15 protein-coding genes are annotated in these 13,276 nt (G+C 64.9%); 8 read left to right on the top strand and 7 right to left on the bottom strand.

Annotation, left to right across the window (positions count from 1 at the left end; genetic code table 11):
* Nucleotide 1 precedes the first annotated feature (1 nt).
* Nucleotides 2–1,351 carry a M23 family metallopeptidase gene (locus FHW64_RS20790; protein ID WP_184529732.1) on the bottom strand — a complete coding sequence of 450 codons (1,350 nt, stop codon included), beginning with the start codon at nt 1,349–1,351 and terminating at the stop codon, nt 2–4.
* A 167-nt stretch (nt 1,352–1,518) separates the two neighbouring features.
* Here FHW64_RS20790 and tyrS point away from each other — a divergent pair, with 167 nt between their 5' ends.
* On the top strand, nt 1,519–2,751 hold the full coding sequence (tyrS, locus tag FHW64_RS20785; protein ID WP_184529730.1) for a tyrosine--tRNA ligase: 1,233 nt from the start codon (nt 1,519–1,521) through the stop codon (nt 2,749–2,751).
* Between the two features lie 39 nt (nt 2,752–2,790).
* Here the strand turns inward: tyrS and FHW64_RS20780 are convergent, their stop codons facing one another.
* Together FHW64_RS20780 and FHW64_RS20775 are read right to left on the bottom strand one after the other, a co-directional pair.
* Nucleotides 2,791–3,402, bottom strand: coding sequence for an OmpA family protein (locus FHW64_RS20780; protein ID WP_311733343.1), 612 nt, complete (start codon nt 3,400–3,402; stop codon nt 2,791–2,793).
* Nucleotides 3,399–3,887, bottom strand: coding sequence for a FecR domain-containing protein (locus FHW64_RS20775; RefSeq protein WP_184529728.1), 489 nt, complete (start codon nt 3,885–3,887; stop codon nt 3,399–3,401). Before FHW64_RS20775 ends, FHW64_RS20780 begins: the two co-directional genes overlap by 4 nt.
* A gap of 122 nt (nt 3,888–4,009) precedes the next feature.
* Between FHW64_RS20775 and FHW64_RS20770 the strand changes: the two genes are divergently transcribed.
* Both FHW64_RS20770 and dtd read left to right on the top strand, forming a co-directional pair.
* Nucleotides 4,010–4,951, top strand: coding sequence for a cation diffusion facilitator family transporter (locus tag FHW64_RS20770; RefSeq protein WP_221210433.1), 942 nt, complete (start codon nt 4,010–4,012; stop codon nt 4,949–4,951).
* On the top strand, nt 4,948–5,391 hold the full coding sequence (gene dtd, locus FHW64_RS20765; RefSeq protein ID WP_184529726.1) for a D-aminoacyl-tRNA deacylase: 444 nt from the start codon (nt 4,948–4,950) through the stop codon (nt 5,389–5,391). The genes FHW64_RS20770 and dtd overlap by 4 nt, the downstream gene beginning before the upstream one ends.
* Nucleotides 5,392–5,406: 15 nt before the next feature.
* Here dtd and ybeY read toward each other — a convergent pair whose 3' ends face one another.
* Both ybeY and FHW64_RS20755 read right to left on the bottom strand, forming a co-directional pair.
* Nucleotides 5,407–5,859 carry an rRNA maturation RNase YbeY gene (gene ybeY / locus FHW64_RS20760; RefSeq protein WP_184529724.1) on the bottom strand — a complete coding sequence of 151 codons (453 nt, stop codon included), beginning with the start codon at nt 5,857–5,859 and terminating at the stop codon, nt 5,407–5,409.
* Between the two features lies 1 nt (nt 5,860).
* Entirely contained in the window at nt 5,861–6,802 is a 942-nt protein-coding gene (locus FHW64_RS20755) for a PhoH family protein (RefSeq protein ID WP_311733342.1), read from the bottom strand.
* Nucleotides 6,803–6,836: 34 nt separating this feature from the next.
* Between FHW64_RS20755 and ruvA the strand changes: the two genes are divergently transcribed.
* Entirely contained in the window at nt 6,837–7,409 is a 573-nt protein-coding gene (gene ruvA, locus FHW64_RS20750; RefSeq protein WP_184529720.1) for a Holliday junction branch migration protein RuvA, read from the top strand.
* 12 nt (nt 7,410–7,421) lie between these two features.
* On the opposite strand, the gene FHW64_RS20745 is transcribed toward ruvA, so the two are convergent.
* Nucleotides 7,422–7,856, bottom strand: a complete 435-nt coding sequence (locus tag FHW64_RS20745) for a hypothetical protein (protein ID WP_184529718.1) — start codon at nt 7,854–7,856, stop codon at nt 7,422–7,424.
* 101 nt (nt 7,857–7,957) lie between these two features.
* Here FHW64_RS20745 and ruvB point away from each other — a divergent pair, with 101 nt between their 5' ends.
* Nucleotides 7,958–9,013: a Holliday junction branch migration DNA helicase RuvB gene (ruvB, locus tag FHW64_RS20740; RefSeq protein WP_184529715.1), complete on the top strand. Its 1,056-nt coding sequence runs from the start codon at nt 7,958–7,960 to the stop codon at nt 9,011–9,013.
* On the opposite strand, the gene FHW64_RS20735 is transcribed toward ruvB, so the two are convergent.
* Nucleotides 8,983–10,749, bottom strand: coding sequence for a lysoplasmalogenase family protein (locus FHW64_RS20735; protein WP_184529699.1), 1,767 nt, complete (start codon nt 10,747–10,749; stop codon nt 8,983–8,985). The two genes, ruvB and FHW64_RS20735, sit on opposite strands and share 31 nt — an antisense overlap.
* Before the next feature lie 144 nt (nt 10,750–10,893).
* Here FHW64_RS20735 and FHW64_RS20730 point away from each other — a divergent pair, with 144 nt between their 5' ends.
* The 3 genes from FHW64_RS20730 (at nt 10,894) to FHW64_RS20720 (ending at nt 13,258) form a co-directional block, all read left to right on the top strand.
* Entirely contained in the window at nt 10,894–11,772 is an 879-nt protein-coding gene (locus FHW64_RS20730) for a UDP-2,3-diacylglucosamine diphosphatase (protein WP_184529697.1), read from the top strand.
* Complete coding sequence (locus tag FHW64_RS20725) at nt 11,769–12,938, top strand: glycosyltransferase (protein WP_184529695.1); 1,170 nt, start codon at nt 11,769–11,771, stop codon at nt 12,936–12,938. The genes FHW64_RS20730 and FHW64_RS20725 overlap by 4 nt, the downstream gene beginning before the upstream one ends.
* A 122-nt stretch (nt 12,939–13,060) precedes the next feature.
* Nucleotides 13,061–13,258 carry a hypothetical protein gene (locus FHW64_RS20720; protein WP_184529693.1) on the top strand — a complete coding sequence of 66 codons (198 nt, stop codon included), beginning with the start codon at nt 13,061–13,063 and terminating at the stop codon, nt 13,256–13,258.
* The last annotated feature ends 18 nt before the right edge of the window (nt 13,259–13,276 follow it).

Genomic DNA, 13,276 nt, shown 5'->3' with positions numbered 1-13,276 from the left:
GTCAGTCGGCGCTTGCCTGAACCACGGAGAAGGCCGCGGACAGCTCGGCGCGTGTCGCAACGGCAAGCCGCTCGAAAGCGGGGCGCGATGCAGCGCTGATCGGAGCACCTCCGTCCTGCTGGGCAATCGTTGCCGGATCGTGATACTCGCCGTTCACGCGGAATTCGAAATGCAGGTGGGGTCCCGTGGCCCAGCCGGTCGAACCGACGGCGCCCACGGTCTGGCTCTGGCTCACGCTCTGGCCGACCTTGACGTCGATGCGACTCAGGTGCGCGTACGCGGTTTCCTGGTTGTTGCGGTGCTTCAGGATCACGATGTTTCCGTAGCCGCTCTGAGTGCCAGCGAATTCAACGGTTCCGTCGCCGACCGCACGAACGGGCGTTCCGGTCGGTGCGGCGAAATCGATGCCGTGATGCTGGCGCCAGCTATTGAGGATCGGGTGAAGGCGCATCGCGAATCCGCTGCTCACCCGAGTGAACTCGACTGGCGAAGACAGGTAGGCGCGACGGAGGCTATCGCCGTTCGGGCGGTAGTAGGCACCTTTTTGCCCAGACTCCTGGTACCAGAGCGCCTGATGCAGCTTGCCGCCGCTTTCAAATTCGGCTGAGAGAACGCGGCCGGTGCGCAGCGTCTGGCCATCGGCGTCGAAGGTCTCGTAGACAACGGCGAATCGATCGCCCTTACGCAGAGAGCGAAAGTCGACGTCGCCGGAGAACACGTCTGCCAATTGGCTCGCGACCGCATCGGGAATGCCGGCGTCGTCCGTTGCCGCAAACAGCGAGGTTCGCACGATGCCGCTGGCGAGCCGGGTGCCGGGCGTCAGGGTGTCGGTCTCGGACTTGGTCTGGAAACCCTTGGGAGTTTTCTCGATGACGACGCGCTTGAAGTTGCCGTCACCGTCCGGTATCCAGCGCGCGCTGAGCTTTTGCAGCGCGTTTTCCTGTGTTGCCTCGGCAGTCACAGTGCGTCCTGCGCGGCTCAGGAAAGCGCTGCGCGCGTCTGAATTGCCTCGCAGGAAGCTGGCGGCCGCAGGGTCGGCAATCCCCAGACGCTGAAGGAGCGCCTCGGCGGTGTCGCTCGAACGGGTGATCTCGGTGCGGAAGAGGGTAAAGCTGTGGTTGTCGAGCGCTTCGACCTGATCGGCGAAGGACAGCGGGGTGACCGCTTCGAATACCTGCTTGACGGGGAGGTCGGCCGCATCGGGGCCGAGCGAGGCAACGGCAAAGGCGCCGCCGCCAGCGGACAGAAGCAGTACGGCAACGGCAGCCGTGATCTGCTTCGGATACGTCCGAAATATATGGGCCACACGGGAAGCGATCAGCTCCTCGGCGGCAAGAATGCCGTTGATCAAAACTTCGAATCCAGGTCAGGTTCTGCAAAACCGTGCTGCGAGGGCCGTGTCGAACGGGCGGCAGGACGGTGCGGGAGCGGCGCCGCTTAGAATTCGGCGCTTGAAAAAGTCGGGCAAGTATAGCCGTGGCATCACTTATGTCATATAAGCACTCGCCCTAAAGCCCAATGAAAACCGGTTTTGTTACATCCGCAAGTCTGTCTGAAGGCGTAGGAAAAGCGCTCGAAATTTCGCTTCGTGGAACCAACGAGCTTCTTCCCCAGGACGAGTGGATCAAGAAGCTCCAGCGGTCCGAGGCGACGGGAACGCCGCTCAGAATCAAGCTGGGTCTGGATCCGACCGCGCCGGACATCCACATCGGTCACACCGTGGTGCTCAACAAGATGCGCCAGCTCCAGGATCTGGGGCACACGGTCATCTTCCTGATCGGGGATTTCACGACCACCATCGGCGACCCCTCGGGCCGCAATACCACCCGGCCGCCGTTGACTCGCGAGCAGATCGAGGCCAACGCCCAGACCTACTATCGTCAAGCCAGCCTGGTGCTCGACCCTGCCAGGACCGAGATTCGCTACAACTCGGAGTGGAGCGACCCACTTGGCGCGCGCGGCATGATCCAGCTCGCTGCCAAATACACCGTGGCTCGCATGATGGAGCGCGAGGATTTCAATAAGCGCTTCAAGGCTGGCCAGTCGATCTCGGTGCATGAGTTTCTTTACCCGCTGATGCAGGGCTACGACTCGGTCGCGCTGCGATCCGACCTCGAACTCGGCGGGACCGACCAAAAGTTCAACCTGCTGATGGGGCGACATCTCCAGCAGGAGTATGGTCAGGAGCCGCAGTGCATACTCACTATGCCGCTCCTGGAGGGCCTCGACGGCGTCGAGAAGATGTCGAAGAGCAAGAACAACTACATCGGCATCAGCGAAGACCCAAACACGATGTTCGCCAAGGTGCTATCGATCTCGGACACCTTGATGTGGCGCTGGTACACGCTGCTGAGCTTCAAGTCGATCGCCGAGATCGATGCGCTCAAGGCCGAGGTCGAGGCGGGCCGCAATCCCAAGGATGCCAAGGTGGCCCTCGCCAAGGAGATCACCGCGCGCTTCCATAGCGTTGCGCTCGCGGATGCCGCCGAGCAGGATTTCATCAACCGCAGCAAGGGCGGCGTGCCCGATGAAATCCCCGAGGTGAACCTGTCAGGCGCTCCGTTGGGCATCGCCCAGTTGCTCAAGCAAGCGGGACTCGCGCCTTCGACGTCTGAAGGCAACCGGCTCATCGATGGGGCCGGCGTGCGAATCGACTCCAGCGTAGTCAGCGACAAGGGCCTGAAGCTGCAGGCAGGAAGCTACGTCGTGCAGGTCGGCAAGCGCAAGTTCGCGCGCGTTCACCTTAGCTGAGCCAGTCGGGACGCCGAGAAGGCGTCCCCCATCGACCGGTCAGCGGACTTCGATGGTCACGCGGCGGTTCCGCGGTTCCGGGACCTCGTCGCCCGTCTGCACGGCAAGCTCGCGCTCCCCTCTGCCGACGGCTTCGACGTGGTTGGGCTGAAAGCCCTTGTCCACGAAGATTTGTCGCACCAGCGATGCTCGTACGCGCGAGAGTTCATCGTTGTGCGCAACCGTCCCGACCGTATCGGTATGGCCGGTCACGACGATCTCGCCGCCGCTGCGGGCCTGCGCTGCCGCTAATGCTTCGTTCAACACCCGCTGCGATGCCGCGGTCAGCGCTGTCTCGTTGGCTTCGAAATAGAGGGTAAATCGCTGCGGCGGGGGCGGCATGAGCTCGAAGAGCGCCTTGTTCTCGGTTTCCACGCGGGCGGGGTCGGCCTTGTCGACGATCGGCGCCCCGCGTGCGTGGGCCTTCGCAGTTGCGCGCTGGAAGGGTTCGGACAGCGTCTCTTCGCCATCCTCGGTGGTGACGATGACGGCGGATGGCTTGCCGTCGGGCTGCGGCAGCAGCACCACGCGCGTGCCAGGGGTTGAACATGCCGCGAGGATCAGCGTCGTGATCAGTCCGGCGAGCAGTGACGTGAGGCGGCGAACTGTCACGGCTGAGGGTCAGCTTGAACGATGAAGTCGGTCCCGCGGATCCCGATGACCGCAGTGGGCGTTTCGACGCGAACCGCATCCGGATGGGCCTTGCCGATCAGGCCACTGACCATTCGCGCCGATCCTTGAAGAAGCGAGACGAGCATGCCGCCGTCCTGCGTGGTCGAGTCGAAATGGAATTCCTTGAGGTCCAGCCGCGAGGACGGGCCCACGACCAGCTTCGTGCCGTCGCGAAGGACGACGCTGGCACCCGAATCAGGACCGGTCACGATGCGGTCGATGGGGGCGACGATGTCCCCGGACTTGCCGGCGCGGGTCGATCCATCAGGTGCGAGCAGCCGGACGTCGCCGCGCACGGACTTGAGGATGCCCGCGCGTGCCTCGGGCTGTGGCTTGGTGGTGGTCGTGGCTGTCTGGGCCTGCGAACTCGTGTTGGCGCAAACGAGAACGAGGGTACACAGAGCCGTGACGATGCTTTTGATCACGTAGGAATCTGCTGTGGTTTTCTGGTGGCAAATAGTACGCGAGTATTACCGCTGGCTCAGAGAGCGTAGTTCGTCTCACGATAATTCGGCTGCTCTTCAAAGAAATTGACTCGCATCCATTCTTGTCCTCGATCCTCCATTTCTCGAAGCTTTCCACGCTGAGTCCGCGGACGCTCCTTCGCGTCTCGATCGCGGTCGCGCTTGTCACGATCGTGCTGAAGGGATGGGCGGGGTACATCACGAACTCGATGGGCCTGATCTCGGACGCCATGGAGTCGTTCGTCAACCTCGCGAGCGCGACTTTCGCCTTGGCCATGGTCACGATCGCCATGCGTCCGGCGGACGAGGACCATCCTTATGGGCATCACAAGGCGGAGTACTTCTCCTCGGGCTTCGAAGGCGTCCTGATCATCGGCGCCGCGGTCGCGATCATCTGGGCGGCAATCGTGCGCCTGTTGTCACCTCAGCCGCTGGAGCAATTGGGGTGGGGTCTGGCGCTTTCGGTCCTGAGCTCGGTCTTCAATGGGCTGCTTGCGGCCGTGCTGTTCCGAGCGGCGAAGGTGCACCATTCCATCGCGCTGGAGGCTGACGCTCGGCATCTGCTGAGCGATGTCTGGACTTCCGCCGGGGTGCTGGTCGGCGTCATCGCCGTGGCGTTGACGGGCTGGCTCTGGCTCGACCCGGTGCTGGCCATTGCCGTGGCGCTCAACATCCTGCGCGAAGGCGTGAAGCTGGTCTGGCGGTCGTCGCAGGGGCTGATGGATGAAGCGCTGGACGCCGAGACCCAGTCCACGTTGCGGGCCACGCTGGAGCGCTTCGCCGCTGGCGTGCCGGAAGGCGCGCAGCTGCGCTTCGACGACATGGTGACCCGGCGCGCCGGCCAGCGTCGTTTTGCCGATCTGCACATGCATGTGCCGGGTGCGTGGTCTCTGGAGCGCGCCGCCGGTCTGCGCGACGCGCTCGAACAGGCCCTGATGGATGCCGTGCCCGGTCTTCGCGTGACCATCCAGCTCCTGCCGCTCGGGATGGAGGCGCGCGCCACACAAAAGGAACATTCGCCATGAAGGCCATCCTGCAGCGCGTCGGAAGCGCACGCGTCGACATCGACGGCCGCACCGTCGGCGCCATCGATTCGGGTTTGCTTGTTCTGCTGTGCGCCGAACGTGGCGACACCGATGCCCAAGCTGATCGAATGCTCGCCAAGATCCTGAAGCTGCGCATCTTCTCGGACGACGCCGGCAAGATGAACCTGAGCTTGCAGGACGTGGGTGGCGGATTGCTCGTCGTGAGCCAGTTCACGCTTGCGGCCGATGCGAGTGCCGGCAACCGGCCGAGCTTCACGCAGGCCGCAGCGCCGGATGAGGGCCGGCGGCTGTACGAATACTTCGTCTCAAAGGCTCGGGCCGCCCATCCGGTAGTTGCGACGGGTGAGTTCGGCGCAGACATGAAGGTGCATCTGGTCAACGATGGTCCGGTGACCATTCCACTGCAGATGACGCCGTGAGCGCGGGGCTTCCGGTCAGTACGGGTTCTTGATCCCGAGCCGCGCGAGGATCTCGATCTCGCGAGCTTCCATCGCTTCCGCGTCTTCGTCGCTGGTCTCGTGGTCCCAGCCTTGCGCGTGGAGGGTGCCGTGCACCAGCAGGTGCGCGTAGTGCGCGGCGAGCGTCTTGCGCTGTTCCTTCGCCTCTTTGGCGACCACAGGCGCGCACAGCACCAGGTCGGCCATGACCACAGGCGATTGCGCGTAGTCGAAGGTCAGCACGTTGGTCGCGTAGTCCTTGCCACGAAATTCGCGATTGAGCTGCTGGCCTTCGTCCGCATCGACGATGCGCACGGTGATTTCGCCGTCGCTGTCGAGCGCGTGGCGGATCCAGCGCGCGACGCTGTGGCGCGGCAGCGCGCCGCGATGACGCTCCACGCCCTTGAAGCGACCGAATTGCAGCGACAGGGAAAGGTCCGGCAGTGCCATCTCAGTCGTTCCGCTTCTTCACGGCGTCGTAGGCGTCGATGATCCGCGCCACCAGCGGATGGCGCACCACGTCCGCACTCGTGAAATGCGTGATCGCGATGCCGTTCACCCGCTTCAGGACGCGCTCGGCATCGATCAGCCCGCTCAACTGTCCTTTCGGCAAATCGATCTGGCTGACGTCGCCGGTGACCACTGCCTTGGCACCGAAGCCGATGCGCGTGAGGAACATCTTCATCTGCTCCGGCGTGGTGTTCTGGGCTTCGTCGAGGATCACGAAGGCGTTGTTGAGCGTGCGGCCGCGCATGAATGCCAGCGGCGCGATTTCTAGCGCATTGCGTTCGAAGGCCTTCTGGACGCGGTCGAAGCCCATCAGGTCGTACAGCGCGTCGTAGAGCGGCCGAAGATACGGATCGACCTTCTGCGTCAGGTCGCCCGGCAAAAAGCCGAGTCGTTCGCCGGCCTCGACCGCCGGGCGTGTCAGGACGATGCGCTGGACGGCACTGCGTTCCAGTGCGTCCACGGCACTCGCCACGGCCAGGTAGGTCTTGCCGGTGCCGGCGGGGCCGATGCCCAGCGTGATGTCGTGACTTGCGATGTTCTGCAGGTAGACGCTCTGGTTCGGCGTACGCGCCCGCAGGTCGGAGCGCCGCGTGGCGAGGATGACGGCGCCGTCATCCGCCTCGGTCATCGAGCCGTCGCCGGCCAGGGTGAGCTGGACCACCGCCGCATCGATCGGCCGCTGCGCGATTTCATAGAGCGCCTGCAGCACATCCATCGCGCGCTGTGCATTCGCCTTGGCGCCGTCGACCTTGAACTGCTCGTGCCGGTGCGCGATCTTGACGTTGAGTGCTTCCTCGATGCGCCGCAGGTTCGCGTCGAGCGGACCGCAAAGATGGCCCAGGCGAGTGTTGTTGGGCGGGGCGAAGGTGTGTCGCAGAATCACGCGAGTTTCATTTTCAAAAGCGAGAAGGGCACCCATGATAGGCAAACTCACCGGCATCCTGGCCGAACGCAATCCCCCGCAGATCGTGGTGGACTGCCATGGCGTCGGCTACGAGGTGGATGTGCCCATGAGCACCTTCTACAACCTGCCGGCGGCGGGCGAGCGGGTCTCGCTGCTCACGCATTTCGTGGTGCGCGAGGATGCGCAGATCCTGTACGGCTTCGCAACCGCGACGGAGCGCGCGGCCTTCCGTCAGTTGATCAAGATCTCCGGCGTGGGTCCGCGTACGGCGCTGGGCGTGCTCAGCGGCATGAGCGTGAGCGAGCTGTCGCAGGCGATCACGCTTCAGGAAGCAGGGCGACTGGTGAAGATCCCCGGCATCGGCAAGAAGACCGCCGAGCGGCTGCTGCTCGAACTCAAGGGCAAGCTCGGTGCCGATATTGCGCTGCCGGCGCATGCGGCCACCGACAACCAGGCCGACATCCTTCAGGCGCTGGTCGCGCTCGGCTACAGCGACAAGGAAGCCGCCGCGGCGCTCAAGGCCCTCCCGAAGGACGTCGCGGTTGGCGAGGGGATCAAGCTGGCCCTGCGGGCGCTCGCCAAGTAGCGGCGGTGCCGGTCAGCGCCAGTCCTGCACCGCAAGGGCCAGCGCGAACATCACGGTCTGCACCGTCACTGCGATGCCGTGCCGTTGCATCAGTTGTCGGGCAAGAAGCACCCGGTCGGCCAGTGGGCGCGAGGCATCGGCGGGGCGCCGCAGTCCCAGTCTCTCGAGTGCGCCGTCGAGGCTGTCCAGCGAACCGATGGCGTCTCTTGCCAGCGCCTCGTACATCCCGGCGTCGAGCCGCAAGCGCAGCGCCAGGTAGCGTTCGAGCAGGCCGACCAAAGCCACCACTGCGTAGGCACCCCATGACACCGAGGGCAGCGAGCGGCCCGTCAGCGCGAGCACCAGCCCGGCGATGAAGGAGAGCGCCAGCCCCCAGTTGGCGAGCATTCCGCTGGCGCGCAAAAGGCCCGCCGTGGCGGCGCACAGCGCGCGATCGTTGTCATTCATGCTGGTGATCGACAAGGTACGGGCCCCTTCACGGTGGCGCATTCTGCCGCATGCGCACACGGCCGGCGGCCGACTAAACTGCTCGCTCAGCCCGCACGCCCATGACCATCCAGACCGACGATTTCGCCCCGGCACCCCAGCGCGTGGTGTCCGCCGCGCCCGCCTCTCCCAATGAAGAAGCGATTGAACGCGCGTTGCGACCCAAGCTGCTCGACGAATACGTCGGCCAGGCCAAGGTGCGCGAGCAGCTCGAAATCTTCATCGGCGCGGCAAGGCATCGCAAGGAAGCACTGGACCATGTGCTGCTCTTCGGTCCGCCAGGTCTCGGCAAGACGACGCTGTCGCACATCATCGCGGCCGAGCTCGGCGTGAACCTGCGGCAGACCTCCGGGCCGGTGCTCGAAAAACCCAAGGACCTCGCGGCGCTCCTCACCAATCTCGAGCGCAACGACGTGCTCTTCATCGACGAGATCCATCGCCTTTCGCCAGTGGTGGAGGAAATCCTCTACCCCGCGCTGGAGGACTACCAGATCGACATCATGATCGGCGAGGGCCCCGCGGCACGCAGCATCAAGCTGGACCTGCAGCCGTTCACGCTCGTCGGCGCAACCACCCGTGCGGGCATGTTGACCAACCCGCTGCGCGATCGCTTCGGCATCGTTGCGCGGCTCGAGTTCTATACGGCCGAGGAACTGGCGCGCATCGTTCATCGCAGCGCGGGCCTGCTCGGGGTGCCGGCGGACGAAGCGGGCGGCCTGGAAATCGCGCGCCGTTCGCGCGGCACGCCACGTATCGCCAACCGGCTCCTACGCCGCGTGCGCGACTACGCGCAGGTCAAGAGCGACGGCCGCATCACGGCCGACGTGGCGCACAAGGCGCTGGCCATGCTCGACGTCGATCCGCAGGGCTTCGACCTGATGGACCGCAAGCTGCTCGAAGCGGTCATTCATCGCTTCGACGGCGGCCCCGTTGGCCTCGACAACATCGCGGCAAGCATCGGCGAAGAGGCAGGCACGATCGAGGACGTGATCGAGCCCTATCTGATCCAGCAGGGCTACCTGCAGCGCACGCCGCGCGGCCGCATCGCAACGCTCGCCGCCTACCGCCATCTCGGCGTTGCCGCGCCTCAGCGTGACGGCGACATGTTCGGGAGCTGATCGGGCACCTGTTCGCCAGCCGGACGCACATTGGCCGCAATCAGCCACTGTGCCGCGTAGTAGGTCGCAAGCACCCACAGCGAAGCCACCGGCAACGGCAGGACGAATCGATTGGTCGCCAGCAGCGAGTCGCTCAGCATGAAGAAACAGGCGCCGACGGCGACCTTGAGCGACGACGGATCGCCGACGACCGCCGCACGCCCGATGGCCTGAGCCGCCATGCAGGCGATCACCACCACGTAAAGGCCGACTGGAACGCGCAGCCCGCCCGGCAATCCGCCCCACCACAGGAACGCATACATGACCGCGCCGATGCCGAGCGTCGCGGCCAGCGCACCGGGGCGCGGAAACAGGCCGACGCCCTTCGCGAAGAGCCCGATATAGGCCAGGTGCGCGAGCAGGAAGCACACGAGCCCCGGCACGAACAACTGCGGCCACATCAGCAATACATCACCTGCAAGCGAGGCGACGAGCCCCGTGAGCAGCAACGACGAGAAGTTGCCTGGCGCGTCGAGCGAGCGAAGGCGCTTTGCCGCAAAGCCGATGAGCACGACGAGCGCGAGGGGCTTGAAGACCGCATGAAGCGCCCCGATGCCCAAGGCGCCGCTGGCCGTCGCCAGTGCTGCCGCGTCGACGAAGAGAACCTCCGCCACGCTCAGCCGGCCCTGCAACGCCGCACCCGTCGCCCACAGCCCGGCGGTCAGCGCCGCAAGCCACACCACCGAAGTGGTGAGTGGCAGCGCATCTGAAAACCACAGGAAGGCGATGGCGCCCGCGAGCAGCGCGACAAACTGCGCGGCAGCGAAGGCCCGGATGCCGCCGGAAGCCACCGGGTCGTAACGCTGCACCTGCCCGATGTCGAAAGCCGGCTTGGGATCGATCGCCGCCACGTCCGCTGGCCGCCAGCCGGGCGGCTTGATCCAGACGCGCAGCTTGTCGCTCCACCTGCGGGTGCGCCAGCTGTCGCGGGCGAGTGCCCAGTAGACCTCGGCATTGGCCCAGATCGGGTCCCAGCTCCGCAGCGGGCTGCGCGTGCCGTAGACGCAGGGCTCGTCTTCTTCCTTGAAAGTGCCGAAGAGACGATCCCAGATGATGAGGACCCCGCCGTAGTTGCGATCGATGTAGCGGTCGTTGACCGCGTGATGCACCCGGTGGTTCGACGGCGAGCAGAACCACCGGTCGAACCAGCCGAGCTTGCCGACCTGCTCGGTGTGCACCCAGAACTGGTAGAGCAGGTCGATGAGCGCAACCACGCCGAAGACCAGCGGCGGCACGCCCGCGATCGCCATCGGAAGATAGAAGATCCAGCCGAACAGCGCACCGCTCGAGGTCTGCCGCAGCGCGGTCGAGAGGTTGTAGTGCTGACTCTGGTGATGGACCACATGCGCGGCCCACAACACCGCGCTTTCATGGCCGAAGCGGTGCAGCCAGTAGTAGCAGAGGTCGTAGAACACCAGCGCCAGCAGCCAGCCGTACCACTGCATCCAGAAATGTTCGTTGGGGAAGAGCGCGAAGGCCGACCAGCAGGCGGTGTAGATGCCGATGCGCAGCAGTCCGGTGAGGACCGCGCTGATCTGGCTCAGGATGCCGAGCCCAAGGCTGTTGATCGTGTCGGGCAGGCGGTAGGTGTCGTGGCCTGTCCCGAGCTTCGCGCGGCGGCGGCCGACGAAGAACTCGATCCCGATCAGCAGGAAGAAGATGGGTGTTGCGAGAACGATGATCTGGCCGGGGCGCATGAGCTCGATTGTCCCGGTCGGCGGTCATGTCGCCGTCACTGCAGTGTCATGGTTTGCCCCAAGACGGCACCTGCGCGGCGGTGTCGTCGGCGCGTCATCGTGCTGCCATGACCTCGTCACGGGCCGCTGCGAACGTGCAGGGCCATGCAAAGAGATGACGCTTTTCTTCGTGCATGGAGCGACAGGATCCCGCAGATCCCAGATGCTGACGAGGCCGACTTCACCCGGCCGGTGCAGCGCTTCCGCACCCTGTGGATCTCGGACCTGCACCTGGGCACGCCCGGCTGCCAGGCGCGGATGCTCCTTGACTTCCTGAAGCACACCGAGTGCGAGACGCTGTTTCTCGTCGGTGACATCATCGACGGCTGGCAGCTCAAGCGTCACTGGTACTGGCCGCAGGCCCACAACGACGTCATCCAGAAGCTGCTGCGCAAGGCGCGCAAGGGCACGCGGGTGATCTTCATTCCGGGCAACCACGACGAGTTCGCGCGCAAATACCTGAACCACAACTTCGGCGGGATCGACGTCGCGGATGAGTGGATCCATGAGACCGCCGACGGCCGCAAGCTCTGGATCATGCACGGCGACCTGTTCGACGGCGTGATCCAGTGCGCGAAGTGGCTGGCACACGTCGGCGACTCGCTCTACGAATTCACCCTCAAGCTCAACCGCCATCTCAATTCGATGCGGGCGCGCTTGGGGTTGCCGTACTGGTCGCTGTCCAAGTACCTCAAGTTGAAGGTCAAGCGCGCGGTCAGCTATGTTGGCGATTTCGAGAACGCCGTGGCCCGCGAAGCCCGTCGGCGCGGCGTGCACGGGGTGGTGTGCGGACACATTCATCACGCCGAACTGCGCGACATCGACGGCATCCTGTATGCCAACGACGGCGACTGGGTCGAGAGCCTGACCGCCCTCGCGGAAGGTGCAGACGGAACGCTCGAGATCCTGCACTGGGCCGACCAGATGCCGGTCGCGACGCAGTCCGGGCGCGCATCCTCGCAACGGGAGCCGGTGCACGCATGAGGGCGACGCGTACCGTCGACCTCGTGTACTTCAATGCCGGCGGCGGTCATCGCGCCTCTGCCCTGGCACTCGAATCGGCGATCCGGCGCGCGGGGTTGCCGTGGACGGTGCGGCTGGTCAACCTGCGCGAGGTGCTCGACCCCAAGGATGGTTTCCGCCGGCTGACCGGCATGGACCCGGAGGACGTCTACAACAAGCGCCTGGCACGAGGGTGGACGCTCGGGCTCGCGCAGGAGCTCAAGCTGCTGCAGGGAATGATCCGCTGGTGCCACACGACGCTGGTGCGGCAGTTGCAGGAACATTGGCTGGCGACCGAGCCGGACATGGTCGTGTCCCTGATTCCGAATTTCAATCGCGCGCTCTGCGAGGCGTTGGCATCGACGCTGCCGGGCGTGCCCTATGTGACGGTCCTGACCGATCTGGCCGACCATCCGCCGAATTTCTGGATCGAGGAGGGGCTGGACCAGGACTTGATCTGCGGCTCCGCCAAGGCAGTGACGCAGGCATTGGCCGCCGGCCATCCACGGGAGCGGATCCACGCCAGTTCGGGGATGATCATCCGCGCGTCTTTCTATGACGAGCAGCCGGTCGACCGCAATGCGGAGCGCGCGAAGCTCGGCCTCGACCCCGGTCGGCCGACAGGCATCGTGCTTTTCGGCGGGCAGGGCTCGAAGGCGATGCTCGGCATTGCCAAGCGCCTGCCCGACACGCAGCTCATCCTGGCCTGCGGCCACAACACGAAGCTGGCCGACGCCCTGCGCGAACTGCCTGCCCGGGCGCCGCGGCTCGTGCTCGGATTCACGCCCGACGTCCCTCGCTACATGGCGCTAGCGGATTTCTTCATCGGCAAGCCCGGCCCCGGCAGCCTCAGTGAAGCGGTGCAGATGGAGCTGCCGGTGATCGTGGTCCGCAACCGCTGGACGCTGCCGCAGGAGCGTTACAACACCCAATGGGTTCGGGAGCACGGCCTGGGGATGGTGTGCAGCAGCTTTACCAAGGTGGAAGAGGCGGTCGCCGAACTCGTCCGGAAGCTCGATCACTACAAGTCCGCGACACGCCGGATGCAGAACCGCGCCGTATTCGAGCTTCCCCTCATGCTCGAAGAGATCCTGTCGCGTGCGGAGCGGCCGTTGTCGGGCTCATCCATGACGCCAGTCGGTTTGTAGTCGATAGAGTTACTTTTTTGCGACAGGTCGGGGTTTCATTAGTACTTTGAGTTTACATATCGGTTACAGTCCGCGCATCGGCGTAGGCCAGGTTTCAGGCCCGCAACTTCGAGGACAAGACCGTGAGAAAAACATCCTGGTTCGTGGTGGCGGGTTTCCTGGCGATGGCTGCATTCCTCGGTGGATGCACCAACGGAAGCGATGCCACCTCGGCCTCGGCGACGACGACCGCGCCTGCCACGAAAAATCTCGTGATCGTGACTTGGCGGCCTGTGGACAAGACGTCTGAGTTCCTCAGCGCCTGGCGCGCCAAGGAATAGCCACCGCGGCAGCGTGGC

This window comes from Variovorax sp. Sphag1AA, from assembly GCF_014192575.1.
Lineage (GTDB): Bacteria > Pseudomonadota > Gammaproteobacteria > Burkholderiales > Burkholderiaceae_C > Variovorax.
This window is presented reverse-complemented; position numbering and strand designations above follow the sequence as displayed.

Excerpts from the sequence above, each read along its gene's own strand:
- tyrS (WP_184529730.1), top strand. The coding sequence starts at position 1,519 with ATGAAAACCGGTTTTGTTACATCCGCAAGTCTGTCTGAAGGCGTAGGA.
- dtd (WP_184529726.1), top strand. The coding sequence starts at position 4,948 with ATGAAGGCCATCCTGCAGCGCGTCGGAAGCGCACGCGTCGACATCGAC.
- ybeY (WP_184529724.1), bottom strand. The coding sequence starts at position 5,859 with ATGGCACTGCCGGACCTTTCCCTGTCGCTGCAATTCGGTCGCTTCAAG.
- ruvA (WP_184529720.1), top strand. The coding sequence starts at position 6,837 with ATGATAGGCAAACTCACCGGCATCCTGGCCGAACGCAATCCCCCGCAG.
- FHW64_RS20745 (WP_184529718.1), bottom strand. The coding sequence starts at position 7,856 with ATGAATGACAACGATCGCGCGCTGTGCGCCGCCACGGCGGGCCTTTTG.
- ruvB (WP_184529715.1), top strand. The coding sequence starts at position 7,958 with ATGACCATCCAGACCGACGATTTCGCCCCGGCACCCCAGCGCGTGGTG.
- FHW64_RS20735 (WP_184529699.1), bottom strand. The coding sequence starts at position 10,749 with ATGCGCCCCGGCCAGATCATCGTTCTCGCAACACCCATCTTCTTCCTG.
- FHW64_RS20730 (WP_184529697.1), top strand. The coding sequence starts at position 10,894 with ATGCAAAGAGATGACGCTTTTCTTCGTGCATGGAGCGACAGGATCCCG.
- FHW64_RS20725 (WP_184529695.1), top strand. The coding sequence starts at position 11,769 with ATGAGGGCGACGCGTACCGTCGACCTCGTGTACTTCAATGCCGGCGGC.